Annotated in this window: 27 protein-coding genes; 10 read left to right on the plus strand and 17 right to left on the minus strand. The window is 64.8% G+C overall.

What is annotated here, in order from left to right; all coding sequences use genetic code 11:
- Window positions 1–79 precede the first annotated feature (79 nt).
- Together J8I26_RS00690 and J8I26_RS00695 are read left to right on the plus strand one after the other, a co-directional pair.
- A complete protein-coding gene (locus tag J8I26_RS00690; RefSeq protein WP_209603125.1) occupies window positions 80–586 on the plus strand; it encodes an arsinothricin resistance N-acetyltransferase ArsN1 family B in 507 nt (168 codons plus the stop codon).
- The gene (locus tag J8I26_RS00695; RefSeq protein ID WP_209603127.1) at window positions 583–864 is read left to right on the plus strand and encodes a hypothetical protein; all 282 of its coding nucleotides are present in this window, start codon (window positions 583–585) and stop codon (window positions 862–864) included. The genes J8I26_RS00690 and J8I26_RS00695 overlap by 4 nt, the downstream gene beginning before the upstream one ends.
- Window positions 865–891: 27 nt before the next feature.
- Here the strand turns inward: J8I26_RS00695 and xth are convergent, their stop codons facing one another.
- Entirely contained in the window at window positions 892–1,659 is a 768-nt protein-coding gene (xth, locus tag J8I26_RS00700) for an exodeoxyribonuclease III (RefSeq protein ID WP_209603129.1), read from the minus strand.
- Window positions 1,660–1,708: 49 nt separating this feature from the next.
- On the opposite strand from xth, the gene J8I26_RS00705 reads away from it, so the two are divergent.
- Together J8I26_RS00705 and J8I26_RS00710 are read left to right on the plus strand one after the other, a co-directional pair.
- Window positions 1,709–2,269 (plus strand): hypothetical protein, encoded by a 561-nt coding sequence (locus J8I26_RS00705; protein WP_209603131.1) that lies wholly within the window; start codon window positions 1,709–1,711, stop codon window positions 2,267–2,269.
- 145 nt (window positions 2,270–2,414) lie between these two features.
- Complete coding sequence (locus J8I26_RS00710) at window positions 2,415–2,690, plus strand: hypothetical protein (protein WP_209603133.1); 276 nt, start codon at window positions 2,415–2,417, stop codon at window positions 2,688–2,690.
- 94 nt (window positions 2,691–2,784) lie between these two features.
- Here the strand turns inward: J8I26_RS00710 and J8I26_RS00715 are convergent, their stop codons facing one another.
- The 6 genes from J8I26_RS00715 to J8I26_RS00740 form a co-directional block, all read right to left on the minus strand.
- A complete protein-coding gene (locus J8I26_RS00715) occupies window positions 2,785–3,351 on the minus strand; it encodes an FxDxF family PEP-CTERM protein (protein ID WP_209603135.1) in 567 nt (188 codons plus the stop codon).
- A 513-nt stretch (window positions 3,352–3,864) separates the two neighbouring features.
- Window positions 3,865–4,431 (minus strand): FxDxF family PEP-CTERM protein, encoded by a 567-nt coding sequence (locus J8I26_RS00720; protein ID WP_209603137.1) that lies wholly within the window; start codon window positions 4,429–4,431, stop codon window positions 3,865–3,867.
- Window positions 4,432–4,746: 315 nt separating this feature from the next.
- Window positions 4,747–5,505 (minus strand): MipA/OmpV family protein, encoded by a 759-nt coding sequence (locus J8I26_RS00725; RefSeq protein ID WP_209603139.1) that lies wholly within the window; start codon window positions 5,503–5,505, stop codon window positions 4,747–4,749.
- A 144-nt stretch (window positions 5,506–5,649) separates the two neighbouring features.
- Window positions 5,650–6,750, minus strand: a complete 1,101-nt coding sequence (locus J8I26_RS00730; protein WP_209603141.1) for an alkene reductase — start codon at window positions 6,748–6,750, stop codon at window positions 5,650–5,652.
- 166 nt (window positions 6,751–6,916) lie between these two features.
- On the minus strand, window positions 6,917–7,852 hold the full coding sequence (locus J8I26_RS00735) for a dienelactone hydrolase family protein (protein WP_209603143.1): 936 nt from the start codon (window positions 7,850–7,852) through the stop codon (window positions 6,917–6,919).
- Between the two features lie 203 nt (window positions 7,853–8,055).
- On the minus strand, window positions 8,056–9,561 hold the full coding sequence (locus J8I26_RS00740; protein WP_209603145.1) for a leucyl aminopeptidase: 1,506 nt from the start codon (window positions 9,559–9,561) through the stop codon (window positions 8,056–8,058).
- 171 nt (window positions 9,562–9,732) lie between these two features.
- Here J8I26_RS00740 and lptF point away from each other — a divergent pair, with 171 nt between their 5' ends.
- The 4 genes from lptF to J8I26_RS00760 all read left to right on the plus strand — a co-directional run bounded on the left by lptF (window position 9,733) and on the right by J8I26_RS00760 (window position 13,045).
- Entirely contained in the window at window positions 9,733–10,863 is a 1,131-nt protein-coding gene (lptF, locus tag J8I26_RS00745) for an LPS export ABC transporter permease LptF (protein WP_209603147.1), read from the plus strand.
- 1 nt (window position 10,864) lies between these two features.
- Window positions 10,865–11,998, plus strand: a complete 1,134-nt coding sequence (lptG, locus tag J8I26_RS00750; protein ID WP_209603148.1) for an LPS export ABC transporter permease LptG — start codon at window positions 10,865–10,867, stop codon at window positions 11,996–11,998.
- A 13-nt stretch (window positions 11,999–12,011) separates the two neighbouring features.
- Complete coding sequence (locus tag J8I26_RS00755) at window positions 12,012–12,410, plus strand: CbiX/SirB N-terminal domain-containing protein (RefSeq protein WP_209603150.1); 399 nt, start codon at window positions 12,012–12,014, stop codon at window positions 12,408–12,410.
- 74 nt (window positions 12,411–12,484) lie between these two features.
- Window positions 12,485–13,045, plus strand: a complete 561-nt coding sequence (locus tag J8I26_RS00760; RefSeq protein WP_209603152.1) for a VTT domain-containing protein — start codon at window positions 12,485–12,487, stop codon at window positions 13,043–13,045.
- Window positions 13,046–13,064: 19 nt separating this feature from the next.
- Here J8I26_RS00760 and J8I26_RS00765 read toward each other — a convergent pair whose 3' ends face one another.
- From J8I26_RS00765 to J8I26_RS00800, 8 genes are all read right to left on the minus strand, one after another.
- A complete protein-coding gene (locus tag J8I26_RS00765; RefSeq protein WP_209603154.1) occupies window positions 13,065–13,436 on the minus strand; it encodes a tRNA-binding protein in 372 nt (123 codons plus the stop codon).
- A 268-nt stretch (window positions 13,437–13,704) separates the two neighbouring features.
- Entirely contained in the window at window positions 13,705–14,466 is a 762-nt protein-coding gene (gene cobA, locus J8I26_RS00770; protein ID WP_209603156.1) for a uroporphyrinogen-III C-methyltransferase, read from the minus strand.
- Window positions 14,467–14,500: 34 nt separating this feature from the next.
- The gene (locus J8I26_RS00775) at window positions 14,501–15,832 is read right to left on the minus strand and encodes a GTP-binding protein (RefSeq protein WP_209603157.1); all 1,332 of its coding nucleotides are present in this window, start codon (window positions 15,830–15,832) and stop codon (window positions 14,501–14,503) included.
- Complete coding sequence (gene cysD / locus J8I26_RS00780) at window positions 15,832–16,767, minus strand: sulfate adenylyltransferase subunit CysD (protein ID WP_209603159.1); 936 nt, start codon at window positions 16,765–16,767, stop codon at window positions 15,832–15,834. The genes J8I26_RS00775 and cysD overlap by 1 nt, the downstream gene beginning before the upstream one ends.
- Before the next feature lie 79 nt (window positions 16,768–16,846).
- Window positions 16,847–17,578 (minus strand): phosphoadenylyl-sulfate reductase, encoded by a 732-nt coding sequence (locus tag J8I26_RS00785; protein WP_209603161.1) that lies wholly within the window; start codon window positions 17,576–17,578, stop codon window positions 16,847–16,849.
- Window positions 17,579–17,664: 86 nt separating this feature from the next.
- Window positions 17,665–18,192: a DUF934 domain-containing protein gene (locus J8I26_RS00790; RefSeq protein WP_209603163.1), complete on the minus strand. Its 528-nt coding sequence runs from the start codon at window positions 18,190–18,192 to the stop codon at window positions 17,665–17,667.
- Window positions 18,185–19,885, minus strand: coding sequence for a nitrite/sulfite reductase (locus J8I26_RS00795; protein ID WP_209603165.1), 1,701 nt, complete (start codon window positions 19,883–19,885; stop codon window positions 18,185–18,187). The genes J8I26_RS00790 and J8I26_RS00795 overlap by 8 nt, the downstream gene beginning before the upstream one ends.
- Before the next feature lie 65 nt (window positions 19,886–19,950).
- Window positions 19,951–20,724, minus strand: coding sequence for a sulfite exporter TauE/SafE family protein (locus tag J8I26_RS00800; RefSeq protein ID WP_209603168.1), 774 nt, complete (start codon window positions 20,722–20,724; stop codon window positions 19,951–19,953).
- A gap of 164 nt (window positions 20,725–20,888) precedes the next feature.
- Here J8I26_RS00800 and J8I26_RS00805 point away from each other — a divergent pair, with 164 nt between their 5' ends.
- On the plus strand, window positions 20,889–21,830 hold the full coding sequence (locus J8I26_RS00805; RefSeq protein ID WP_209603170.1) for a CysB family HTH-type transcriptional regulator: 942 nt from the start codon (window positions 20,889–20,891) through the stop codon (window positions 21,828–21,830).
- A 21-nt stretch (window positions 21,831–21,851) separates the two neighbouring features.
- Window positions 21,852–23,753, plus strand: a complete 1,902-nt coding sequence (locus tag J8I26_RS00810; protein ID WP_245200006.1) for a chloride channel protein — start codon at window positions 21,852–21,854, stop codon at window positions 23,751–23,753.
- A gap of 126 nt (window positions 23,754–23,879) precedes the next feature.
- Here J8I26_RS00810 and J8I26_RS00815 read toward each other — a convergent pair whose 3' ends face one another.
- Entirely contained in the window at window positions 23,880–25,775 is a 1,896-nt protein-coding gene (locus tag J8I26_RS00815) for a chemotaxis protein CheA (RefSeq protein ID WP_209603172.1), read from the minus strand.
- The gene (locus J8I26_RS00820) at window positions 25,775–26,500 is read right to left on the minus strand and encodes a protein phosphatase CheZ (protein ID WP_209603174.1); all 726 of its coding nucleotides are present in this window, start codon (window positions 26,498–26,500) and stop codon (window positions 25,775–25,777) included. The genes J8I26_RS00815 and J8I26_RS00820 overlap by 1 nt, the downstream gene beginning before the upstream one ends.
- Between the last annotated feature and the right edge of the window lie 15 nt (window positions 26,501–26,515).

Consider the following 26,515-nt stretch of genomic DNA (forward strand, 5'->3'; position numbering starts at 1 on the left):
GGCGACAATGCAGACAGGCGTTGTCGCCGCGATTTGGTTACACTGACGTCTTCGATTTTCCCGCGCCCTCCGACCAGACATGCACGACCCCATCCGCCCGGCCACGGCAGCCGACGCCGCAGCCATCTGCGCTATCTACAACCACTACGTGGAACATACCGCCATCAGTTTTGAAACCGAGCCGTTGTCGGAACAGGCCATGGCCGCGCGCATTCTTGATGTGCAGTCGCAATACCCGTGGCTGGTGTATGAAGACGAGGGCATGCTGCTGGGCTATGCCTACGCCAGCAAGTGGAAGCCGCGCGCCGCCTATGCGCAGTCGGTGGAGAGCTCGGTCTACCTGCACCGCGACGCCGCCGGACGCGGCATCGGCAAGCAGCTGTACGCACGCCTGTTCGCGCAATTGAAGCCGCTGGGCGTGCACCTGGTCATCGGCGGCATCGCCCAGCCCAACGAGGCCAGCGTCGCGCTGCATGAGCGCATGGGATTCGTGAAGGTCGGCCAGTTCAATGAAGTCGGCCGAAAGTTCGGCCGCTGGGTCGACGTCGGCTATTGGCAGCTCAACCTGGAGGAGGCACAAGCATGAGATCGACCCGCGCCGCCAGCGCCATCGAGCGCCTGAACAACCGCGCCGAGACCAAGCAGTATTCCATGCTGCGCACCTCCGACGAACGTTTCATCCTGACCCAGCGCGTGGCCGGCAGCCCGATGGAGCGCCTGTGCGAGGCGCTGGAACTGGACGAGTTCGTCGCCTTCGTCAACGCCTATGGTCCGCAAAAGGCCAAGCGCGTCTCCAAGCTGGATGTGCAGTTCGAGAAAAACATGCGCAACAAGAAGGCGCCGCAAGAGGACGGCGAAGACTGACGCCGCCCCGCTCTTGCGCGAGGAGGATCAGTCGGACAGCGTCGCGATCACCGGGGCGTGGTCGGACGGCTGTTCCCACTTGCGCGGCACCTTGTCCACCACGCAGGCTGTGCAACGCGGCGTGAGTTCTTCGGACAGCAGGATGTGGTCGATGCGCAGGCCGCGGTTGAGGCGGAAGCCCATCTGGCGATAATCCCACCAGCTGTACATCTTCTCCGGCTGCTCGAACAGGCGGAAGGAGTCGGTAAAGCCCATCGCCTGCAGCTTGCGGAAGGCATCGCGCTCCGGCTCCGACACCAGCACCTGGTCTTTCCACGCGACGGGGTCGTGCACGTCGCGGTCTTCCGGCGCGATGTTGTAGTCGCCCAGCAGCGCGATGCGCGGATGCCGGGCCTTCTCTTGCTGCAACCACTCGTGCAGCGCCGCCAGCCAGCTCAGTTTGTAGGGATATTTTTCCGACTCCAGCGACTGTCCGTTGGGGATGTAGGCGCACACATAGCGCACGCCCTCGATGGTGGCGGCGATGATGCGCTGCTGCTCGTCCGGGAACAGCGGGTTGTTCTTCACCACATCGTTCATCGGATGGCGCGAGAGGATGGCCACGCCGTTGTAAGTCTTCTGGCCGCTGAACTCCACCATGTAACCGGCCGCGGCGATCTCGGCGGCGGGAAACTTGTCGTCGGTCAGCTTGGTTTCCTGCAGGCACAGCACGTCGACCGGATTTTCCTCCAGCCACTTCAGCACTTGCGGCAGGCGAACCTTGAGGGAGTTGACGTTCCAGGTGGCGATTTTCATGGTGTGGCTAAAGTCCTTGTGTGGTGCGTGTCTGCGCGGATGCGTCAGCATGGATTCTGCTTCGCGGATGGCGTCGGCGCCGGGTTTCGACTGGGATGGGCGGCACTATAGCATCACCGTCGCCGCTTGTTCCGCCGGGCAGCGTTGGCGGGGCCACGATGATGATGCCGGGGCCGGGCTTGCCCGCGCCGCCGAGTTCGAGGTCAGGCCGCTCGCGGTTTCGTGCTACGCTTTCCGGATAAATAAAAAGACGGGGAACACGATGGGAAGCGAACAGACTGAGGGGTTTGGGGCGGTGTTCATGATCGATGGGACGCATCGGTTCATGGCCAAATACGTGCGCAAGTCGGCCAGGCTGGGGCGCATCCATATCAACGGCTATCCCGCGCCCGATGCGCCGCGCCTGAAGATCGCGCCGGTGGGCGTCTGGGTCGGCCCGCTGGCGGGCGAGTTCTCGGAGAAGGATTTCATGCTGATCGCCATCGCGCAGTTCGCCAAGCTGTGGAACAGCGATCGCCCCAATCTTGAAGCCAGGCCCACTTACGAGCTGGACTTCGATCCCGTCGTCGCCAAATATGCCGGCAACATCAAATGGGTCGACACCCACTGAGCTGATCCACGCGCTGTTTCCGAGACCAAGGCTTGCGCCGTTGGCTGCGCGACCATGAATCTTTCGCTCCCGGGCAGGCCTAACGAAATGAAGGGGCGGCCGGTGCGTCGCCTCGCATTGAGCAGGCAACGACGGGAGAGACGCGATGAAACACGCACTGGACCTGATCTCGCAATACACCGAAGAAATGCGCGGCCTGGCCTTGAAGGCCGAGGATGGGATCCCCGTCGGCGATGCGACGCGCGAACTGATTCGCCATGCCACGGAGCAATTTCGCAGCGTGCGCGATGGCAGCGATGCGATCGAATCGACGCGGGCATTGCGCGCGCGCTTGATGAGGATTTCCGAGACGGCCGCCGATACGCAGATACGTTTTCGCGTGGCGATCGACGTGGCGGTGTCGCTGCTGGATCAGGCGTGAGGGGCCGGTGAGCGAATAGTCGATAGTACAAAGAGGCGTGGCGCTGCCCTTGGGGAATGCCTGCGTGGGGCAGGCATTCCCCTGATATCGGCGATTAGGCCGGCATCAGTTGGTTGTGTTGCTGCGATTCCGACTTGCCACCGTTGCGGCGACGGCGATAGGCCGCGAAGCCGACCAGGCCCAGGCCGCCCAGCATCATCGCGGTGGTCGAGGCTTCCGGCACCGGTGCGACGCTGATGTTGCCGGCGAAGCTGCCGCCGCCCGAACCCAGGATGGTACCTGCCACCGACAGCGTGTACAGACCGGCGGAGAGGCCGTTGGTACGCAGGCTGAAGGTTTGGGTATCGCCGTTGAGCAGGGAAGTGCCGGTGTAAGTCTGGCCGTTGCCGGTCAGGGTGAAGCTGTCGATGCCCAGGCGCGACAGGCCATCCAGAGCGATCGACACCACAGCGGAGGAGACCGAGGAAGAACCGTCAACGGAGAAGTTGAAGTTTTCCAGGAAGCTCAGGCCGGTAGTGCCGTCACCGTAGCGGGCATTGAAGGTCGACGTCGAGTCGGTCCACACCAGCGTACGGGTGCGTTCCAGGTCCGCCGCACTGGCCGTGGAACCAATAGCGACGAGCGCAGACGCCAGCAGCAAGCTGCCAATCAGTTTTTTCATCACACACCTCTTTCTTAATTCGATTAATTGAGAATGCACAACAGGGGGAGGTCGTTCCGACAGATTGAGTTGTTGTGGTCGAAACGCAGGTTGTCTCAGGTTAGATTTATTGTTCGAAGAGACCGACTGAGAGTATCGGTTAAGGGTAAAAATCTCAACTGATTTTTACGCATTTCGATTAATTTTTGTTGCGCTGTAGGAGACTTGGAAGTCGCGCGGGTAAAGGCTTTCCGACGATATGCGTAAATGTTTTCTGCGCCGCAATGTTCCATAATGTTGGGCTTCGGAAATAGTGACGTACGTCATCACGCAAGGGATGAATAGATCCGTGCGGCAACTGTTTTTCGATCTGCCCGGACATGCGTTCATGAGTCGTTGTCTCGACGGAGTGGATAGCCTGCGCTGAAAACAAGACGGCCAACCGCAAGGGTTGGCCGGTCGATCAAAAAGAGCCGGTGGCTCTGGCCTCGTGGTCGGAGGCGCGGGAGGGGAGGTTAGCGCAATGCAGGGGCCTCAGGCCGGCATCAGGTTGCCGTCTTGAGGTGCGTGTTGCTGCTGGTTGCGTCGACGGCTGCGCACTGCGGCGAAGCCGACCAGCGCCAGGCCGCTCAGCATCATCGCCGTGGTGGAGGCTTCCGGCACCGCCGCCACGCTGATGTTGCCGCCGAAGCTGCCGCCGGCGCTGCCGGTCACGGAGCCGGTGACTGCCAGCGTGTAGTCGCCGGCGGCGATGTTGGAGGCGCGCAGCGTGAAGTACTGGGTGCCGCCGACCACCGACTTGGTGCCGCTCCAGGTCTGGCCGTTGCCGCTCAGCGTGAAGCCGGTGATGTCGAGCGCGGAGGAGTCACCCAGCGCGATGGAAATCACCGCCGACGTCGCCGTGGCGGCACTGCTGTTGCTGAACGTGAAGTTCTGCAGGAAGGTCTGGCCGGACTGCGAGGTGTCGAAGGCGGTGCCGAAGGTGGAGGTCTTGCCTTCGAATTCCAGCGGCGAGGTGCCGTTGATTTGCGCGGCGTGCACCGCGCCTCCTGCTGTCGCTAATGATGCTGCGAGCAGCAGGCTGCTCAAGAGCTTTTGCATGACTTGCCTCTTTCTTTGAAGGAGATGAATCTCAAGTGTGGGAGGGAAGCCCGGCGATTGAGTTGTTCTACCGGATCGTGGCGCTTGCCGGTTTTTGTTTGTCCTGTTCCGACTTTGTTTTGGGGGCGACCAGGAAAGCCTAGCGGCTGCCGGCGCAAAGCTCAATGAAAACACTACATGAGCTTGTGCATCTGCGTTGCCTTGTCAGAGGCGAGGAAGGCGCGTCATCAACGATGGCCGACATGCGCGCCGCCAGTGCCGAGATTGAACTCTGCGCTGGCGGCGGGATGGTGGAGCGGGGGCGAAGCGGTGGGATTACTTGAAGTGGTAGCTCAGCGCGATCAGCGCCATGTCTTCTACCTTGCGGCGGATGAGTGGGCTTTGCGACAGCGAGTCGCCCAGCCACTTGCGGCGCCAGGTCATGTTCAGCTTCCAGTCGCCGACCACCGGCACGTCGGCCGATATGCCGAGGATGGGGCTGGTCGATGAGCCCACGCTGTACTGGCGCAAGCCGCTGGCCGTCGATTCGGTGGCGTCGACGCCGAAGAAGTAGTTGTTGTAGTTGGCGCTGCGATGCTCCACGCCGACTTGCGGATAGATGCTGACGCGACCCACATCCACCTGCGCCGCGTAGATGGCTTCGGCGATCGTGCCGTGCGACTTGTTGAAGTCGTAGAAGGCGTTCAGGAAGAAGGCGCCGTAGGGCGTCTCCTGGTAGGTACCGATACCCAGCGGGATCGGGTTGGAGCGGCGGTGCAGGCCGCGGTCGGCGTCGAAGCCTTCAAAATTGATGCGGCCGGCGAACTCCAGGTAGCCGTAACCCAGTTTGGCGGTCTTCACGCCGAAGGTGTCCAGGCGCGCGAAGAAGCGGCCGTAATCGAAGTAGGCGTAGGGCAGCACGGTATTGTGGCTGTGCTTGGCCAGGCCGTTGCGTTCGAGGTGGAACACGCCGGCGCCGAGGTCGCCCACGATGCGGTTCGGCAGTTCTTCCCCGGCGGCGTCGGGAGCGGTTTGCTGCGCCATGGCGGGGGCCGCGCACAGCAGGGCCAGGGTGAAGGCGAGGGTAGTTTTCATTATGAGTGATAGGCAGTTGAGCGGGCGTCGGATGAGTCTGCAGCACGCATTGTAGCCGTTGGCGGCCCGGGCTTCAGATCTCGTTGCGCGCAAACAAAAACGGCCCGCCGCAAGGCGAGCCGTTCATCCATGCCGGGGTAACGATCAGGCCTGCTTGAGCGCCGGATAGTCGGTATAGCCGGCCGCGCCGCCGCCGTACAGGGTCTCCTGGTTGAAGGAGGCCAGTTCGGCGTTGTGCTTCAGGCGTTCGACCAGGTCGGGGTTTGCGATCCACGGCCGGCCGAAGGCCACCAGGTCGGCCAGGTTGCCTTCGCGCGCCTTGTTGGCCATGGCCAGGTCGTAGCCGTTGTTGGCGATGTAGAAGCCCTTGAACAGGTCGCGCAGCACTTGCAGGTCGAAACCGTTTTCCACCTGGCGCGGGCCGCCGGTCGCACCTTCCACCACATGCAGGTAGACCAGCTTGTACTTGTTTAGCTGTTCCACCACGTAGCTGAACAGGGCCTTGGGGTTGCTGTCGGCGATGTCGTTGGCCGGGCTGATGGGCGACAGACGGATGCCCACGCGCTCGCTGGGCACCACCGAGGTCACCGCTTCCACCACTTCCAGCAGCAGGCGCGCGCGGTTCTCGATGCTGCCGCCGTAGGCGTCGGTGCGCAGATTGGTCTTGTCGCGCAGGAACTGGTCCAGCAGGTAGCCGTTGGCCGCGTGGATTTCCACGCCGTCGAAGCCGGCCTTGATGGCCATCTGGGCGGCGATCTTGTATTGCTCGATCAGGCCCGGCAGCTCGGCGGCTTCCAGCGCACGCGGCGCGACGAAGGGCTTGAAGCCGGTTTCGGTGAAGGCGTTGCCTTCCGGCTTGACGGCCGACGGCGCCACCGGCAGCGCGCCGCCCGGTTGCAGTTCGGGGTGCGAGATGCGGCCGACGTGCCACAGCTGCAGGAAGATGTGGCCGCCCTTGGCGTGCACGGCGTCGGTCACTTTCTTCCAGCCTGCCACCTGGGCGTCGTCGTAGATGCCGGGCGTCCACGCATAGCCCTTGCCCTGCGGCGAGATCTGCGTGGCTTCGGCGATGATCAGCCCGGCGCCGGCGCGCTGGGCATAGTACTCGGCGGCGAACTCGCTGGGCACGTCGCCGGCCTGTGCGCGACTGCGCGTCAGCGGCGCCATGGCAATACGGTTTTGCAACTGGATGGCGCCCAGTTGCACAGGCTTGAACAGATCGCTGGTTTGAGCGGCGATGGTCATGTAAATCCTTTCTTGGCGTTAGCTGGGGGGAAGGTGGGCCATGCTCCGGTGTCATTCCCGTGGCGCCGTGACGGCCGTTTTTATAAGGGTTGCAGCGTGTGCGCCGCTCGCCATTCAGCAAGCTTGACGACGGCGACCCGTGAAACCTGAGTAGTTTAGTCGAGAATTATTTTTGCTGCAGGGCGCCACCGGTTTTTTCGGATGGCAAGGCATCGTAGCGGACGGCCATCATCTGCTCCAGCCAAGGGCCGAGGCGGGTCACGGCATCGCCGCGCGCCATGCGATTTGCCTCGACGGACTGGCGGCTTTTGCCAGGGTCGTCGAAGTCGTGAGTGGCGTCGGCATAGAGCGTGACCACCGGCGCCGGCGTGCCGGGTGCCAGGTCGACCTGTTGCATCACGCGCTGGCAGGCGACGGACGAGACTTCATCGTCGGCGCTGCCCAGCAGGACCTGCAGCGGGACATCGATGCGCGGGGCTTGCGAGAGCAGCGCGCGCGCACCGCAGCCCGGATAAAACACCAGCGCGGCGGCGAACGCGGGCGCATGCGCATCGCCGCGTCGCGCCTGGCGGATCATCACGTTGATTGCGGTGCTGGCGCCGTTGGACCAGCCTTGCAGCGCGATGCGCGCGGGCGCCACGTCGGCGCGCGCGGCCAGCCAGGCCAGCGCGCCTTGGGCGTCCAGCGGACGCACGTCGAGCTCGTTGACGGCGGCGCGTTCGGGCGCGCCGTGGGTATGGCGCCCGAAGCCGTGCGCCACGCCGCGCGGGCCGAAGCTGTCCACATGCAGCGCTACATAGCCGCGTTCGGCCCAGTAGCGCGCCCACGCGCGGTGACGCAGGGTGAGCGCGCCGGCATCGCAGGCCGAAGCGATGCCGGGGCCGACTTGCGTGCACTGCGCGTTGACGTTGATGGAATATGGACCGCCGCGCCCGTGCAGCAGCACGATGGCCGGATGCGGGCCGGGGCCGGCGGGCAGGTAGAGATAGCCGGTCAGCTGGGTCTTGCCGTCGGCGGAGGGGAAGTACACCGTCTGCGGCGGCGAGGCGTCAGTCGTCTGCGCCGTGGATGGCGAGGCCGGCAGTACGAGCGCGAGCGCCATGAGGACATGAAAAAGCCACCGGCGATGCGGTGGCTTCGGTGCGGCGGGTGAGTGCATCACGGCGCCAGCTGCTATGGAAATAACAAGCGGCGACGTCGCCATGCGTAAAGATCCGAAAATTCCGGAGCGGGCAATCCCGGAAAGAAGGAGCTTGCGCACGGTGGCGTCTGCCTTGTCGCTATCGCTGCTGTTGCCGTCGTCGCTTATGCGCGCGCCTGGTTCAGCAGCCAGGTGGTCAGCAGCGGCACCGGGCGGCCGCTGGCGCCCTTGGCGGCGCCGCTCTTCCAGGCGGTGCCGGCGATGTCCAGGTGGGCCCAGGTGTATTTGCGGGTAAAGCGTTCCAGGAAGCAGGCAGCGGTCACGCTGCCGGCCGGCATGCCGCCGATGTTGGCGATGTCGGCGAAGTTGGACTTCAGCTGCTCCTGGTACACCTCCTGGATCGGCATGCGCCATGCGGTGTCGCCGGTTTCGCGGCCGGCCGCCAACAGCGAGTCGGCCAACTGGTCGTGCGCCTCGTCTTCACGGGTGAACAGGCCCGAGTTGTGGTGGCCCAGGGCCACGATGCAGGCGCCGGTCAGGGTGGCGATGTCGACCACGGCGGCCGGCTTGAAGCGCTCGACGTAGGTCAGCGCATCGCACAGGATCAGGCGGCCTTCGGCGTCGGTGTTCAGCACTTCGATGGTCTGGCCGGACATCGAGGTCACGATGTCGCCCGGCTTGGTGGCGCGGCCCGAGGGCATGTTTTCGCAGGTCGGGATGACGCCGATCACGTTGAGCTTGATGCCCAGTTCGGCGATCGTGCGGAAGGTCCCCAGCACGGAAGCGGCGCCGCACATGTCGTACTTCATCTCGTCCATGTTCAGACCCGGCTTCAGCGAGATGCCGCCGGTGTCGAAGGTGATGCCCTTGCCGACCAGCACCACCGGCGCATCCTTGGCCTTGCCGCCCATGTGCTTGAGGACGATGAACTTGGGCGGCTGGTCGCTGCCGTTGGTGACCGACAGGAAGCTGCCCATCTTCAGCGCTTCGAGCTGCTTGCGATCCAGCACTTCCACGCCCAGCTTGAATTCCTTGGCCAGCTTCTTGGCGGTGTTGGCCAGGTAGGTCGGGGTGCAGACGTTGCCCGGCAGGTTGCCCAGGTCCTTGGTCAGCGCCATGCCGTTGGCCAGCGCCACGGCTTCGGCCAGCGCCGCCTTGGCGGCGGGCGCGTCGGCGGCCGATGTCAGAAAGGCAAGTTTCTTCACGCCGGTGGGCGCCGGGTCCTTCTTGCTCTTCAAGACGTCGGAACGATAGATGGAGTCGCGGCCGGCCAGCACCACGGCGCGGATGGCCCAAGCCAGGTCGCGGCCCTTGACGCCGTCGAAGGGCAGCGCGAGGGCGGCGTCGTCGCAGCCCAGGGTGGCCAGCGCGCGCACCAGCGCCTGTGCGGCGGTGGAGAAGCTCTTGTCGGACACTTCGCCCTCGGCGCCCAGGCCCAGCAGCACGATGCGTTCGGCAGCGATGCCGGTCACGCCGCGCAGCAGCAGGGTCGATCCCGGCTTGCCGGAGATATCGCCGGACTTCAGTGCGGCGCTGATGGCGCCGAGCTTGTCGAGCGCGCCGGCGGCCTTGGAAAGCTTGCGGTTTTCATAGATGCCGACGACCAGCGCGCCAGTCTTGACGGCGGTTACGGCGTTTTTTGCGTCCAATGTTTTTGTGCTAAAGTCCATCGTTCGTCCTTTGTTTGATTTACCCGGCGATTATAGAACTCATTTCAGCATTCAGCGTGAGCGCGTTTTACATCACGCCTGCATGAGTTGCGCAGGGCGTCAGTCAGGGGCAGGGCGGGTCCGCATTCAGGCGGCCATGCTCCTCCACTAGAGACCTATTCCAGCTTCCGCATGATTTTCCAGCGCGCATTTCGACGCGAATTGACGAGCACCGCAGGCGCCGTCTTCACTACGCTCTTCACCATTACGTTGACCGTGATGCTGATCAAGATCCTCGGCCAGGCGGCCGGCGGCCAGGTCGCATCGCAGGACGTGATTGCGCTGATCGGCTTCCAGTCCCTCAACTACATGCCGGTGATCCTGATCCTGACCGGCTTCATCTCCGTGCTGCTGGTGATGACGCGCAGCTACCAGGAATCCGAGATCGTGGTCTGGTTCGCCTCGGGCCTGTCGCTCACGCGCTGGATCCGCCCGGTGTTGCTGTTCGGCTGGCCCATCGTGCTGCTGGTGGCGACGCTGGCCTTCGTGGTCACGCCCTGGGCCAACCAGCAGAGCGCGGAATACCGCCAACGCTTCGAAAAGCGCGAGGACATCGCCCGCGTCTCCCCCGGCAAGTTCCAGGAATCGGCCAGCGCCAACCGTATCTTCTTCGTCGAGGGCATCACCGGCGACGCCTCCAAGGTGCGCAACGTGTTCGTCAACACCGTCAGCGCCGACGGCAAGAACAGCGTGGTGGTGGCCAAGGAGGGCGAGACCGTGGTCGATGCCGACGGCGAGAAGTTCGTGGTCATGAGCAAGGGCCGTCGCTATGACGGCAACCCCAGCCTGCCCGATTTCCAGATGGTCGATTTCGAGCGTTACGGCCTGCTGATCGGCAACCAGTCGCAAAGCGCCGCCGGCGATCGTTCCGCGCGCGCCATGCAGATGCGCGAGCTGGTCGCCAGCAGCGACAACTACGCCCGCGGCGAGCTGCTGTGGCGCGTGGCGCTGCCGCTGATGAGCCTGGCGCTGATGCTGCTGGCGATCCCCTTGTCGTTCGTCAATCCCCGCGCCGGCCGTTCGCTGGGCCTGGTGGTGGCGCTGCTGCTGTTCGTGGTCTACAGCAATACGGTGTCGGTATTCCAGGCCTCGGTGGCGCAGGGGCGTTCTTCCTTCATGGCGGCCTGGTGGCCGGTGCACCTGGTGGTCGCCCTGCTGATCATCGGCATGTTCGCGCTGCGGCTCAACATCAACAGCCGCTATCATCCTTCCCGGTTGTGGTCGGCCGTGCGCCGTTCGCTGATCTTCAAGCGCGAGGCCTGACATGAGAGTCATCCAACGTTATTTCACTTCCGAAATCACGCGCTCGGTGCTGTTCGCGCTGGCCGCCTTCCTCGCGCTGTTCGCCTTCTTCGAGATGATGGGCCAGCTGGAGCAGGTCGGCCGCAACGGCTACAAGCTGCAGCAGGCGGTGCTCTACGTGGTCATGGGCTTGCCCGGCAACGTCTATGAACTGATGCCGACCGCAGTGCTGATCGGCACCATCTACACGCTCTCGCAGCTGGCTGCGCGCTCCGAGTTCACCATCATGCGCGTGTCCAGCATGTCCACCGGCATGGCGGCCAGGGTGCTGGCGCGCATCGGCATCGGCTTTGCTGTGCTGACCATCCTGTTCGGCGAACTGATCGCGCCCAAGGCCACCGAGTGGGCCGAAAAACTCAAGCTGCAGGCGCAGGGCGCCTCGCTGTCCTCGCAGTTCCGTTCCGGTATGTGGGCCAAGGACGTGATCAAGGACAAGGGCCTGGAAGGCAACGTCACCGGCAGCCGCTTCATCAATATCCAGACCGTGCAGCCTGACGGCCGCATCGAGGGCGTCAAGCTCTATGAGCTGGACAACGACTTCCACATGGCGCGCATGGTCACCGCCAAGAGCGGCGCCTACGACGGCAACCACCACTGGACGCTGTCGGACGTGACGCAGTCGGACTTCGCCGACGGCAACAAGGACCGCAAGATCACCGAGCCGGTCAAGACCGTGAAGATGCCCAGCATGCAGCTGGTTTCCGAGGTCACGCCGGAAATCCTGTCGGTGCTGTTCGCCGACCCCGACCGCATGTCGGCCTATGACTTGCTGGCCTACACCAAGCACTTGGAGGCCAACAACCAGCGCACCGATCGCTACGAGATTGCCTTCTGGAAAAAGATCGTCTATCCGCTCTCGATCTTCGTGATGATGGCGCTGGCGCTGCCGTTCGCCTACTTGCATTTCCGCGCCGGCGGCGTGAGCCTGAAGATCTTCACCGGCATCATGATCGGTGTGTGCTTCCAGCTCATCAACAGCCTGTTCTCCCACCTGGGCCTGCTCAACACCTGGCCGGCCTTCATCACGGCGGCGCTGCCCAGCTTGCTCTTCATGGCGCTGGCGGCGGGGGCGTTGTGGTGGGTCGAGCGCAATTGAACAGGGTCAAGCCATGTCTTCTGTCACTCGCAGTCACACCCACAACCTGATCCTGTTCGCCCACGGCGCGCGCGATCCTGCCTGGGCGGCGCCTTTCGAACGGCTGCGTGCGCTGGCGCAGGCAGCCATGCCCGCGGCGAGCGTGGAGCTGGCCTTCCTGGAGCTGATGCAACCCGACCTGCCGAGCGCTGCCGCCGGCCAGATCGCCCGCGGCGCGCAGCGCATTACGGTGGTGCCGGTGTTCCTGGGCCAGGGCGGGCATGTGCGACGTGACCTGCCGCAATTGCTGGATCAGCTGCGCCAGGCTCATCCCCAGGTGCGCATTGACGCCGTACCTGCCGCCGGCGAAGACGACGCCGTGCTGCAGGCCATTGCCGCCTATTGCGTCGCCGCGATGGCCGCGCCCGGCTGAACCGCTCCCCCGGTTCGCCTGTCACACCTTCATTCCCGGTTGCATGGTGCCGCCGGGCTTGGCGGGAATGACACATGTGGCGCTACCGGCGCATCCTCTATCTGCTGCTGTTCCTCGGTTTCTTGCTGGCGCTCTTCGAGTGGAGCGGGCTGCGTCGCAACCTCAGCGTCGAGTACCTGCACCAAGCGCTGGAAGCCAACCTCTACCGTGGGCTATTGCTCTACATCGCGCTGTTTTGCCTGGGCAACCTGCTACACATTCCGGGCTGGATCTTCCTGGCCGGGGCGGTGTTTTCATTGGGGAAAATCTGGGGCGGGGTGGCGACCTACGCGGCCGCCGTGCTCTCGTGCTGCCTGACCTACTTCCTCATCCGCGCCATCGGCGGCGACGCGCTGCGGGTGATCCACAACCGCTGGGTGGTGAAGATACTGCACCGGCTGGACACCCATCCGGTGTCCAGCATCTCGGCCTTGCGCGTGCTATGCCAGACCATGCCGACGGTGAATTACGTGCTGGCGCTCTCGGGCGTGCGCTTTCACCACTACCTGCTGGGCACGCTGATCGGGCTGCCGCTGCCGATTGCGCTGTACTGCCTGTTCTTCGACTACCTGGCGCGCATCCTGCACTGGCATTGACGCGCGCCGACGCGTAGCGTCAGAACAGGCGCGCGCCGTCGGGAACGGCCCGGTCGGGCTTGAACAGCACCACCTCGCCGGCCGCGTCCGGGAAGCCCAGCGTCAGCACTTCCGACATGAACTTGCCGATCTGGCGCGGCGGGAAATTCACCACCGCCGCCACCTGGCGTCCCACCAGCTGCTCGGGCGTGTAATGCGCCGTGATCTGCGCGCTGCTCTGGCGCACGCCGATGCCGGCGCCGAAATCGATCTTCAGCTTGAACGCGGGTTTGCGCGCCTCGGGAAAAGCGTCGGCCGAGATGATGGTGCCGATGCGGATGTCGACCTTGAGGAAAGCCTCAAAATCGATGGGATCGGCGGCGGGAGCGTTGGAGTCGTGCAGCAGGTGCATGGCGGGCCTCAAAACGATGAAGCCGCGATGATAGCAATCATTGGCGGGCGGCGTATGCCTTAGCCGGCGGCGCGGATGTTCGACGAACGACGCTGGGTTCCTGCTTTCGCAGGAACGACACTAAGGAGGCAGCCAGCACTCCGTCTGCGCAAGAGCCATCCTGCGCCACACGCGTGCCCCAACCACCGTCTGCAAAAAATCCTACAACCTGTCGTTCCTGCGAAAGCAGGAACCCTGTGTCGTTAGCCTCGCCCAGGAACCGGCTGTATCAGTCCCGATCCGCCAGCGCCGGCCCGATCATCACCAGCACCGGGCCGCTACAGGCTTCCAGCCCGGGCTCGAGTCCGGCCAGCTGCAGGTTGTAGACGCGCTCGTCGGGGCGGCTGCAGTTTTCTACCACCACCACCGGCGTATCGGGCGCGTAGCCCAGCTCCAGCAAGCGACGCGCGGTGGCGGTCGCCTCACGGCCGCCCATGTACTGCACCAGCGTGTCGCCGTTGGGCATGATCACTTCGTTGGGCTGGTCGGGCGCGGTGCTGGAGGTGAACAGCGACACGCTGCGCGCAATGCCGCGCCGGGTCAGCGGCCGCTTGGCCGATGCAGCCGCGGCCAGCGCCGCGGTGATGCCGGGCACCACTTCGTAAGGAATATTGTGTTCTTCCAGCGCGCGCATTTCTTCGTCGGCGCGGCCGAACAGCATCGGGTCGCCGCCCTTCAGGCGCACCACGCGGCGGTACTGCTGCGCGGCCTGCACCAGCTTCTCGTTGATCACCGGTTGCGCGGTGGAGCGCTGGCCGCTGCGTTTGCCCACCGGAATCAGCACCGCCTGAGGGCACAGCGCGAGGATGTCCTCGGTCACCAGCGCGTCGTGCAGCACGGCGTCGGCTTCGGCCAGGATGCGCGCGCCGCGCACGGTCAGGAGGTCGGCGGCGCCGGGGCCGGCGCCGATCAGCCACACCTGGCCCGGATGTTCCGGGCTGGGCTGGGGGGTGTCAGAAAGGGAAGGGGATGCTGCCGGATCGGTGGCCATGGCCTGCTGTGCTTGAGTCGGATCGAAGGGGAAATCAGTCGATCCGAATCATACCAGCGGCCACCGTCTGGTGCGTCACTTCGTCGATCAGGATGAAGGCGCCGGTGGCGCGGATGTCCTGATAGGCGTCGGCGGCGATGGGCGCCTGCACGTTGATGCTCACGCGGGCGATGTCATTGAGCTTGAGCGTGTCGGCCGCACGACGTTCCTGGGTGTTGATGTCCAGCAAGGTGTCGACCTTGGTCACGCGCGCCGCCACCTGCTTGGTGGTGTGCTTGAGCCAGTATTTGCGGCGCGGGTCCAGCACATCTTCGGACAGCCAGCAGACGTCGGCGGTGATCGACTTCAGCGCGGTAGGCGCCTTGTCGGCCGCGGCCAGCAGGTCGCCGCGCGAGATGTCGATGTATTCGTCCAGCAGGATGGTGACCGACTGCCCGGCCGAGGCCGATGCCAGCGAGCCGTCCAGGGTCTGGATATCCTTGACGGTGGCGCTCTGGCCGCCCGGCAGCACCACCAGCTTGTCGCCCTTCGTGACGCGGCCGGCCTCGATGCGGCCCATGTAGCCGCGGAAATCGTTGGCTTCGTGGCCGTTGTGGCGCGCCACCAGTTGCACCGGGAAACGGAACGGCTCTTCATGCGCATCTTCGTACACCGACAGCGACTCCAGCAGCTCGATCAGCGTCTGGCCCTTGTACCAGGGCATCCGGGCGCTTTCGGTGACGACGTTGTCGCCGGCCAGCGCCGACAGCGGAATGGCGTGCACGTCCTTCAGGCCCAGTTGTCGCGCGAACTGCTGGTAGGCGGCGACGATGCGGGTGTAGACCTTCTCGTCGTAGTTCACCAGATCCATCTTGTTGACGGCCACGATCACGTGCTCGATCTGCAGCAGGTGGGCAATCGTCGAGTGGCGCTTGGTCTGGGTCAGCAGCTCCACGCTGCCGTCGTCGCCCAGCTTTACCTTGGACACGTCCACCAGGATGATCACGGCGTCGGCGGTCGAGGCGCCGGTTACCATGTTGCGGGTGTACTGCTCATGGCCCGGGGTGTCGGCGATGATGAACTTGCGCTTGGGCGTGGCGAAGTAGCGGTAGGCCACGTCGATGGTGATGCCTTGCTCGCGCTCGGCTTCGAGGCCATCGGTGAGCAGGGAGAGATCCACCGTGTCGCCGACGGTGCGCTTGTGCTTGGCGCGCGAGATGGCGTCCAGCTGGTCGGCGAAGATGCCCTTGCTGTCGAACAGCAGGCGGCCGATCAGCGTGCTCTTGCCGTCGTCCACCGAGCCGGCGGTGATGAAGCGCAGCAGGCCGCGTTCATGCGACTGTGCGGAGGCGTTGGCCAATTGTTCTTGTGTCACGGCGGCGTTCATCAGAAATATCCTTCCTTCTTGCGTTTTTCCATCGAGGCTTCGGACGTCTGGTCGTCCATGCGGGTGGCGCCGCGCTCGGTAATCTGGGTCACTGCGGTCTCGGCGATGATGGCTTGCACCGAGGACGCATCGGAGGCCACCGGGCAGGTGCAGGAAATGTCGCCGACGGTGCGGAAACGCACGATCTGCTTTTCCACGGTCTCGCCCTCGCGCGCCGGGGTCAGGTCGGTCAGCGGCACCAAGAGGCCGTTGCGCGGGATCACCTCGCGCTCGTGGGCGAAGTAGATCGAGGGCAGGCCCAGGTTCTCGCGGGCGATGTATTGCCACACATCCAGCTCGGTCCAGTTGGAGATGGGGAACACGCGCATGTTCTCGCCCGGGTGCACGCGGGTGTTATACAGGTCCCACAGTTCCGGGCGCTGGGCCTTGGGATTCCATTGGCCGAACTCGTCGCGGAAGGAGAAGATGCGCTCCTTGGCGCGCGCCTTCTCTTCGTCGCGTCGCGCGCCGCCGATACAGGCGTCGAACTTGAATTCGTCGATGGTCTCCAAGAGCGTCACCGCCTGCGCGGCGTTGCGCGAATCGGTCTGCGGATTGCGCAGGCGCACGGTGCCGCGCTTGATCGAGTCTTCCACCGAACGCACCACCAGGCGCTCGCCCAGTTCAGCGGCGCGGCGGTCGCGGAATTCGATCACTTCGGCGAAGTTGTGGCCGGTGTCGATGTGCACCAGCGGGAAGGGGAACTTGCCCGGACGGAACGCCTTCTCGGCGATGCGCAGCAGTACCACCGAGTCCTTGCCGCCGGAGAACAGCAGGGCGGGGTTGCTGCACTCGGCCGCGACCTCGCGCATGATGTGGATCGCTTCCGATTCCAGCCAGTCCAGGTGGCGGTTGCTGGCGTTGTCCAAAAAGAGTTTGTCTACCGCTGTATTCATGCCGGGCCTTCCGATCTTCCAATGCTTGCTTGTTGATGCGTTGTTTGTCTGTTGATTATGTTGCCGGGGAGCGCTGCGCTCAGGCCGGAGCGTGCGACTTGATGCGCACCAGTTTGCCGTCCACCACGTGCAGCCCGCACTCCTTGGAGTCCGGGTTTTCCCACCACCAGCGGCCGGCGCGGATGTCTTCGCCCGGCTGGATCGCACGGGTGCAGGGCTCGCAGCCGATGGACGGGTAACCCTGGTCGTGCAGCGGGTTGTAGGGCACATCGTTGGCGCGGATGTAGTCCCACACGTCCTGCTCCGACCAGTCCGCCAGCGGGTTGAATTTCTCCATGCCGTGCGCCTCGTCGCGCTCCTGCACATGCAGCTCGGCGCGGGTGACCGACTGCGCGCGGCGCTGGCCGGTGACCCACGACGCCTTGCCCTGCAGGGCGCGGTTCAGCGGCTCCATCTTGCGGATGTGGCAGCACTGCTTGCGCAGTTCGACGCTGTCGTAGAAGGCGTTGAGGCCATGGTTCTTCACGTAGGCCTCCACCGCCTCCGGCTGCGGGCGATACGGCTCGACCTGGTAGTCGTAGGTCTCGCGGATGCGCTCGAGCATGCCCACGGTTTCCTTGTGCAGGCGGCCGGTTTCCAGCGTGAAGATGCCGATCCTGTCCTGCAGCTTGCCACGCAGGATCAGGTCGGTCAGCACCATGTCTTCAGCCGCCAGGCTGGACGCCAGTGCGGCGGGGGCGTACTCGGCCGCGATGCGTTCCAGCGTCGCCTGGGTTTTTGCGATGAGATCCTGCAAAGCCTGATTCGACATGATGTTGCCTTCTTCCGTAGTGGCCGGCGCGTCACGCGCGCCGGCTGTTCTTCATTGCTTCAATGCTGCAATGAGCGTCTTGCCGCTCAGTCTGCCGTCTGCACCGCATCGCGCTTGACGCGGCGGAATAGCGGATTCTTCTCGTCCCACGAGGTCTGGTACTTCTCGGAGAAGTCGGTCAGGCCCTTCACTGCATCGTGGATGTTCTTGTCGGCGCGCACCGCGAAGGCGTCGAAGCCCACACGCTGCATGTAGAACAGCTGGTCGCGCAGCACGTCGCCGACCGCGCGCAGCTCGCCGGTATAGCCTAGCCGCGCGCGCAGGTTGTAGGCGATCGAGTAGCCGCGGCCGTCGGCGAACTTGGGGAAGTCCACGGCGATGACCTTGAAGTTGTCCAGCTCGCCCTTGAGCTCTTCCGGACGCTCGTCGCTGGCGAACCATACGCCCAGCTCGGCGCGCGCCTTGAGCTTGTCGGCCTGGGCCTTCCACACCTTCAGCGGCACGATGACCTTGCCGTCGGCGACAGTCACGGTGTCAGCGGTTTCGCCTTCAGCCAGGCGCAGCACGGTCCAGTCGTCGGCGACGATGGACTTGTTCTTGATGATTTCAGGCATTGGCGTCTTCTCCTGCGACATAGTCGGCCGACGTTGCGATCGGCGTTGCGTATACGAATTCCTTGAACGGGGTGACGCCGATGCGGCGCACGGTGTCGATGAAGAGTTCGTCTTCGGTGCGCTGCTTGACGTACACCTGCAGCAGGCGGTCGATCACGGTGGGCATCTGCTGGGCCGAGAACGACGGGCCGATGATCTTGCCGATCGAGGAGGTGTTGCCCTGGGCGCCGCCCAGCGAGACCTGGTACCACTCGGAACCGTCCTTGTCCACGCCCAGCACGCCGATATTGCCGACGTGGTGGTGGCCGCAGGCGTTGATGCAGCCCGAGATGTTCAGTTCGATGTCGCCGATGTCGTGCTGGTAGTCGATGTCTTCGAACTTCTCGGCAATCGCCTGGGCGATCGGGATCGACTTGGCGTTGGCCAGCGAGCAGAAGTCGCCGCCGGGGCAGCAGATGATGTCGGTCAACAGGCCGATGTTGGGCGTGGCCAGGCCGTGCGACTTGGCCAGCTTCCACAGCGTGTGCAGCTCGGACTGCTTGACGTCGGCCAGCACCAGGTTCTGCTCGTGCGTCACGCGCAGTTCGCCGAAGCTGTACTGGTCGGCCAGGTCGGCCACGAAGTTCATCTGGTCGGCGGTGATGTCGCCCGGCGGCACGCCCGGCTTCTTCAGCGACAGGATCACGGCGGCGTAGCCCGGCACCTTGTGCGCCTTGACGTTGCGCTTGATCCAGTTGGCGAAGCCGCGGTCTTCGGCCTTCAGGCGTTCGTACTCGGCGTCGACAGCCGGCAGGGTCTGGTAGGCGGGCGGCACGAAGTACTGCGCCACGCGCTGCAGCTCTTCCTCGGTCAGGGTCGAGGGGCCGTCCTTGATTTCCTGCCATTCGGCTTCGACCTGGCGCGCGAACTCCTCGGGGCCGATGGCCTTGACGAGGATCTTGATGCGGGCCTTGTAAATGTTGTCGCGGCGGCCGTACTGGTTGTAGACGCGCAGGATCGCTTCCAGGTAGGACATGGCGTCCTTCCAGGGCAGGAACTCGCGGATCACGCTACCCAGGATCGGGGTGCGGCCCATGCCGCCGCCGACCAGCACGCGAAAGCCCACTTCGCCGGCCTCGTTCTTGACCACGTGCAGGCCGATGTCGTGCACGGCGGTGGCGGCGCGGTCTTCCTTGGCGCCGCTGATGGCGATCTTGAACTTGCGCGGCAGGTAGGCGAACTCGGGGTGGAAGGTGCTCCACTCGCGGATCAGTTCGGCGTACGGGCGCGGGTCGACGATCTCGTCGGCGGCCACGCCGGCCAGCTCGTCGGAGGTGGTGTTGCGAATGCAGTTGCCGGAGGTCTGGATGGCGTGCATCTCGACGCTGGCCAGGTCGGCTAGGATGTCGGGCGATTCTTCCAGCTTGATCCAGTTGAACTGGATGTTCTGGCGGGTGGTGAAGTGGCCGTAGCCGCGGTCGTGCTTGACGGCGATCTCGGCGAACTTGCGCAACTGGTTGGAGGCCAGCATGCCGTAGGGGATGGCGATGCGCAGCATGTACGCATGGCGTTGCAGGTAGAGGCCGTTTTGCAGGCGCAGGATGCGGAATTCATCCTCGTGCAGCTCGTCCGACAGGCGCCGACGCACCTGGTCTCGGTATTGTGCGACTCGCTCTTTGACGATCAGGTGATCGTATTGGTCATAGCGGTACATCTTCTGGTCCCTGTTAACGTCTTAATGGGCGGGCCTGGCAGGTCCACCCTGTTTTTAAAATCAGCCTACCAAATCAGCTTTACGGCAACGCTCGTCAGCGTAATGGCCAGCAGGCCGCGCAAGAATTTCTCCGGCACCGCTCGTGCGGCGAGCGAACCGATGGTGATGCCCGGCAGCGAACCCAGCAGCAGGGTCGCCAGCAACTCCCAGTTGATCGAACCCAGCCACCAGTGGCCGAAGGCCGCAATCGCAGTGAGCGGCACCGCATACGCGATGTCGGTGCCGGCGATCTCGGCCGGGCTCAAGCGCGGGTAGAGCAGCACCAGCAGGGTGGCGCCCACGGCGCCCGCGCCGATCGAGGAAATGGTAACCAGCGTGCCCAGCACGGCGCCGGCGGCGATGGTGGCGTTGCGCAGTGCGGCGCCCTGCAGCTGGCGCTCGGGGTGGGCATTGAGCCAGTTCTGCATGCGCTTGCGAAACAGCAGTGCGACCACGGTCAGCAGGACCGAGACGGCGATGGAATAACGGATGATCAGGCTGATGCCTTCGCTGACGGCGCCGAAGTGCTTCAGCAGCAGCGTGGTCGCCAGCGCGGCCGGCAACGCGCCGTACGAGAGGCGGCTGACCACGTCCCAGCGTACCGTGCCCTTGAAGCGGTGGGCGAAGGTGCCGGCGGTCTTGGTGGCCGAGGCGAATGCCAAGTCGGTGCCGACCGCGACCGACGGATGAATGCCGAACAGCAAGGTGAGCAGGGGTGTCATGAGCGAGCCGCCGCCGACGCCGGTCAGTCCGACCAGCAGTCCTACGGCAAATCCGCTTACTACATAAGAAACAGTCATAACACCTCGCCCATGAGTCAGCGAATCGTAATAAACTAATGCTTCAAACCAAACTACATAGTATTTATTTGCTTATATACGCCTTTGGCATATGCAAATGAGGCTGCTGAACGCCGTGCGTCGGCACCGGCCTCCGTCTACGACTGTAGAACCGAGGGATCTCCATGAATCTTCATCAATTCCGTTTCGTGCGCGAAGCGGTACGCCAGAATTTCAACCTGACCGAGGCCGCCAAGGCGCTCTACACCTCCCAACCGGGCGTCTCCAAGGCCATCATCGAGCTGGAAGAAGAGCTTGGCGTCGACATCTTCACCCGTCATGGCAAGCGTATCCGCGGCCTGACCGAGCCGGGCCGGGCAGTGTTGCGCTCGGTGGAGCTGATCATGCAGGAGGTCGATGGCCTGAAGCGCATCGGCAAGGAATTTGCGGCCCACGACAGCGGCAGCTTCACCATCGCCACCACCCACACCCAGGCGCGCTACGCCCTGCCCAAGGTAGTGCAGGCATTCACGCAAAAGTTTCCCAAGGTGCACCTGTCCTTGCTGCAGGGCAATCCCAAGCAGATCACCGAGATGGTGCGCAACGACCAGGCCGACATCGCCATCGCCACCGAGGCGCTGGCCTCCGGCGAAGGGCTGGTCTCGCTGCCGTGCTACCAGTGGGAGCACGTGGTGGTGGTGCCGCCCGAGCATCCGTTGCTGCAGTCCAAGAGCCTGACGCTGGAAGAAATCGCCGCCTATCCGCTGATCACCTACGACTCGGCCTTCAGCGGCCGCAGCAAGATCGACCACGCATTCCAGCTGCGCCACCTGAAGCCGGACGTGGTGCTGGAGGCGATCGATGCCGACGTCATCAAGACCTACGTCGAGCTGGGCATGGGCGTGGGCATCATCGCCGGCATCGCCTTCGACGCCGAGCGCGACCGCGGCCTGCGCTCGATCCCGGCCGGCCACCTGTTCGGCACCAATGTCTCGCGCGTGGCCTTGAAGCAGGGCGCCTACCTGCGCGGCTATGTCTATACCTTCATCGAGTTGCTGACGCCGACGCTGAACCGCAAGCTGATCTCGCAGGTGATGGAAGGCGAGAAGGACATGTATGAGCTGTAAGGCCCGTTGTCCCATGGCCCAATGCGGGAGCCGGCCGTGAAGCGGGTGCTGGCCAGCGTGCACGGCCATACCCGGCGCCATGCGCGCCGCCTGTGGCTGCAGTACGGCATCCTGTGGACCGGTGCGGTGCTTACCGGCCTGGTGGCGGTGTTCTATGCGCGCCTGATCGATTTCGGTTTCGATCTGTTTCGCCGGATGCAGGGCGAATATCGCCTGTTGCCGCTGGTGTTGACGCCGGCGGCCGGCGCGCTGTGCGTCTGGCTGACGCGCAAGTATTTTCCCGGCGCCGAAGGCAGCGGCATCCCGCAGGTGATCGCCTCGCTGGGCGAGCAGGGCGAGCGCACCTCGCGCCTGGCGGCGGCGCTGCTGACGCTGCGCATTGTCGTGGGCAAGATCGGGCTGTCGTTCCTGGCCATCCTCTCCGGTTTCACCATCGGTCGCGAAGGCCCGACCGTGCAGGTCGGGGCGGCGCTGATGTACAACATGCGCCGCTTCTACCCCCGACCCAGCGCCATTCTCGAGAAGCGCCTGATCCTGGCCGGCGCCGCCGCAGGCCTGGCGGCGGCCTTCAATACCCCGCTGGCGGGCATCGTGTTCGCCATCGAGGAGCTGTCGCGCAGCTTCGAGCAGCGCGCCAGCGGCGTGGTGATCACCACCATCATCTTCGCCGGCGTGGTGGCGCTGGGCCTCACCGGCAACTACACCTATTTCGGCACCATCACCGCGGGCTCCGACAGCGCGCGCGAAGTGATCGTCTCGGTGATCCTGTGCGGCCTGCTCATGGGCGCGGCCGGCGGCAGCTTCTGCTGGTTGCTGCTCAACACGCCCAAGTGGATCCCGGCGCCGCTGCTGAACCTGCGCAGCCAGCGTCCGGTGGCGTTCGGCGCCTTGTGCGGCCTGCTGGTGGCGGTGATCGGCGTGACGGCCGGCGGCGCCACCTTCGGCAGTGGCTATGTCGAGGCCAAGGGCCTGCTGACCGGCCAGCAGGAACTGTCGGGCATGTATCCGCTGGCCAAGCTGGCCTCGATGGTCGGCTCCTACCTGCCGGGCATCCCGGGCGGCATCTTCGCGCCGTCGCTGTCCATCGGCGCCGGTTTCGGCAACCTGCTGCACATGCTGTTCGGCGATATCTCGCTGCAGGTGCTGATCGCGCTGGCGATGGTCGGGTACCTGGCGGCAGTGACGCAGTCGCCGATCACTTCCTTCGTGATCGTGATGGAAATGATCAACGGCCACGCGCTGGTGATCTCGCTGATGGCGACGGCCTTGCTGGCCAGCCGGGTCTCGCGCTTCTTCGCGCCGCCGCTGTACGAGGCGCTGTCGGAGCGTTATGCGCATGGCGGCCACAAGCCGCAGCCGGCGCAAGCGGATCCCGTTCCAGAGTCCGGGCCGGTTGAGCACGCTGCGGCATCGGCATCAACGATGGCATCAACGACGGCCGCGCCGGCGGAAGTGCCGGGGCAGTCCGCCGCCGACGTGAAGGTCGAGATTGATCGCGGGCCCGAGCCCGAGCCGCTGCAGCAAGTGCAGCCGGCCCCCGAACAGCCGGACGTCGCGGAGCCATCGGCCGTTCAGCAGCAGGCCGCCGATGCCCAGCAAGCGGCGCCGTTAGCAGATGAAGCGGCTGCCCCAACGCCCAAGGCCAAGTCGCGCCCGGCGCGCAAGCGCGCGGTGGCGGTGTTTGAAGATCCGGCCGTTACCACGGAGCGCGCGCCCCCTCAGGCGGTCGAGCCTGAACCGGCCGCCTTGCCCGAGGCGGCAGTCGTCCCGGAGCTGCAAGCCCCGGTGGAGCCGCAGCCAGCACCGTCAGAACAGGCCGAGCCCCAAGCCGAGCCCGCAGTGTCGGCAGCGCAGGAAGCAGCCGAAGCGCCGAAGAAATCCAAGCGCAGCTATCGCCAGACCGATTTGTTCGACGGGATGTAAGGACGGCCGGAAAGAGACGGAGACGCGCCCGGGCGCACGTCAGAATGAAGGCGGCAAAGAAAAACGGCCGGGTCTGTGAAGACCCGGCCGTTTTTCATGGCCCGAAGGCAGGACGGAGGACGCCGGTCAGACCTGCGCCACTGCGGCGCGCTCGGTGTCGCGGCAGTTGTCCAGCAGGAAGGACAGGCCCACCACCAGCACCAGTTCGCCCTCGGCGGAGCGCGCAGTGCCGGTGATGCCGTTGGTGTGGATCGCGGTCAGCGGCTTGATCACCAGGTCGGCCGTGCCTTCCACCGACTGCACCCCGAGGATGTAGGGATGGGGAACGGCCATGACGATGCCCACGCGCTCGTTGCCCGGCTCATAGCCCAGCACGCCGGCCAGCGAATGCACCGGCAGCGGACGACCCTGGTCGCGCAGCACCGGGGCGCCGCCGACTTCGTCGAAGTTCTCCGGCAGCTCGACCACGCGCTCCACCACCGCCATCGGCAGGGCCAGCGGGGCGCCGGCGCAACGCACCAGCATGGTCGGGATGATGGACAGTTCGATCGGCAGGCGGATCGAGAATTTGGTGCCCTTGCCGATGGTGGAGTCGATGCGGATGGTGCCGCGGTGCTTTTCCACTGCGGTCTTCACCACGTCCATGCCGACGCCGCGGCCGGACACGCTGGACGCCACTTCCTTGGTCGAGAAGCCGGGCAGGAACACCAGCTGCAGCGCCTCGTCGGTGGTCAGCGCCTGGTGCTCGTTGATCAGGCCCTTGGCCAGCGCCTTGTTGCGCAGCATGTCGGGGTCCATGCCCTTGCCGTCGTCGAACACCTCGATCATCACGCTGCTGCCGGCTTGCCAGGCGTGCAGGGAGATGGTGGACTTGGTCGGCTTGCCGGCCGCGACGCGGTCGACTTCGATGCCGTGGTCCAGCGAGTTGCGCAGCATGTGCACCAGCGGGTCGTAGAGGCTGTCCACGACCACGCGGTCGACTTCGGTCTCGGCGCCGGTGATGACCAGGTCCACGTCCTTGCCGAGATCCTTGGCCAGTTCGCGCACCAGTCGCGGGAATTTCTGGAACAGGCGGCCGACCGGCTGCATGCGGGTCGACAGCGTGGCGCGCTGCAGTTCGCTGGAGTAGCGCGAGGCGCGACCCAGCGTTTCGGCCAGCGTCGACATCAGCGCGGCGGCGGTGCCTTCGAATTTGAACTGCTGCAGTTTCTCCAGCAGCACGGAGGCCTGGTTGGCGGCCTGCACCGATTCGCCGGCCACTTCCAGCAGCGCGTCCAGCTTGCCGGCATCGATACGGATGCTTTCTTCCTTGGCGGCATCCGTGGCGCGGCGGTTGTGTTGCCCGCCGCCTCCGGCGGCAGGTTTGTCGCCGGCCTCGGCGGCGGGCGCAGCGGCGGCGGGTGCGGCCGCTGCCGGGGTTGCGGCGGCGGTTGCGGCAGCCGGGGCGGACGCAGCCGCAGCGGCGCCGGTCTCGTTGCCGGTCACGGCGTTGTACATCGATTCCCAATCTAGCTGGCCGTCCTTCATGACGCTGGCGCCATTGGCCGGGGCATTGCCCGCAGCGGCGGGGGCAGCAGCGGCTGGAGCAGGCGCAGCTGCGGGAGCAGGAGCGGCGGCGGCCGGTGCGGCATCGGTCTTGCCTTCGATGGCCTGGGTCAGGATGCCTTCCAGTTCCGGCGGCATCGAGGCCAGGCTGTCGGGCGCGGCGCCGTTGGACAGTTCGTTCAGCTGGTCGGCGACGAAGCCGCTGGCTTGCAGTGCGGCTTCAATGGCCAGCGGCGTGACCGGGGCCTTGCCGGTGCGCAGCGCATCGAACAGGTTTTCGGTCAGGTGGCAGGCCGACACCATGGCGGGCAGGTTGACGAAACCGGCGCCGCCCTTGATGGTGTGGAATGCGCGGAACACCGCATTCAGGATTTCCAGATCGTCAGGATGTCGTTCGAGCGTCAGCAGATGCTCTTCCACGTTGGAGGCCAGCTCCAACGCTTCAACGACAAAATCCTTGAGCATTTCGTCATCCATTAGAACCCCAGGCTATCGAGTAAGTCGTCCACGTCATTTTGACCCATGGCCGTGCCGGGAGCGGCAGGGCCGTTGAGCAGGGTAACCGGCTTTTCGGCTTCGATCTGGGCGCGCACTTCGGCCGGCGCATTGTCGCGCAGCAGTTGCGCCAGTTCGCGCTCGGCGGTGGCGGTGATGCCCACGATCTTCTTGATCAGCTGGCCGGTGATGTCCTGGAAGTCCTGGGCCATCATGATTTCCAGCATGCGGGCCTTTTCGGCGTCGGTCGACTCGATCACCGAGGCGGAGAACTTTTGCGAGTCGCCGGCCAGTTGCTTGAATTCGTCGATGTTCATCTGGCCCGCGTACAGCTTGGTCCAGCGATCGTTGATGTTCTTGGCCTGCTCCTGCAGGCGATCCTGGGCCGGCATGCCGGAGTCCAGTGCGTTGAGCACCTTGTTGGCGGCCTGCTCGGTGAGGGTGGCGACGTGCTCCAGGCGATTTTGCGCATCGCCGATCTGGGTGGCCACGTCGGTCAGCGAGCGGTCGTAGCCCAGTTCGCGCATCGAGTCGTGCAGCAGACGCACGATGCCGCCCAGGCGCTCGTACATCGGCTTGTCCGACTGATCACCCTCGTCGGCGGGTTGCTCCTGGCCGGCCGGGGCATCGGCCCCGGGCGTCATCGCCGGCAGTGTCTGCGCGGAAATTTCGTCAAACAATGCTTCCAAATCAACGTCGTCGCTCATGATTACTGATTCTCC

The organism is Herbaspirillum sp. LeCh32-8, assembly GCF_017814915.1.
Classification (GTDB): domain Bacteria; phylum Pseudomonadota; class Gammaproteobacteria; order Burkholderiales; family Burkholderiaceae_D; genus Herbaspirillum.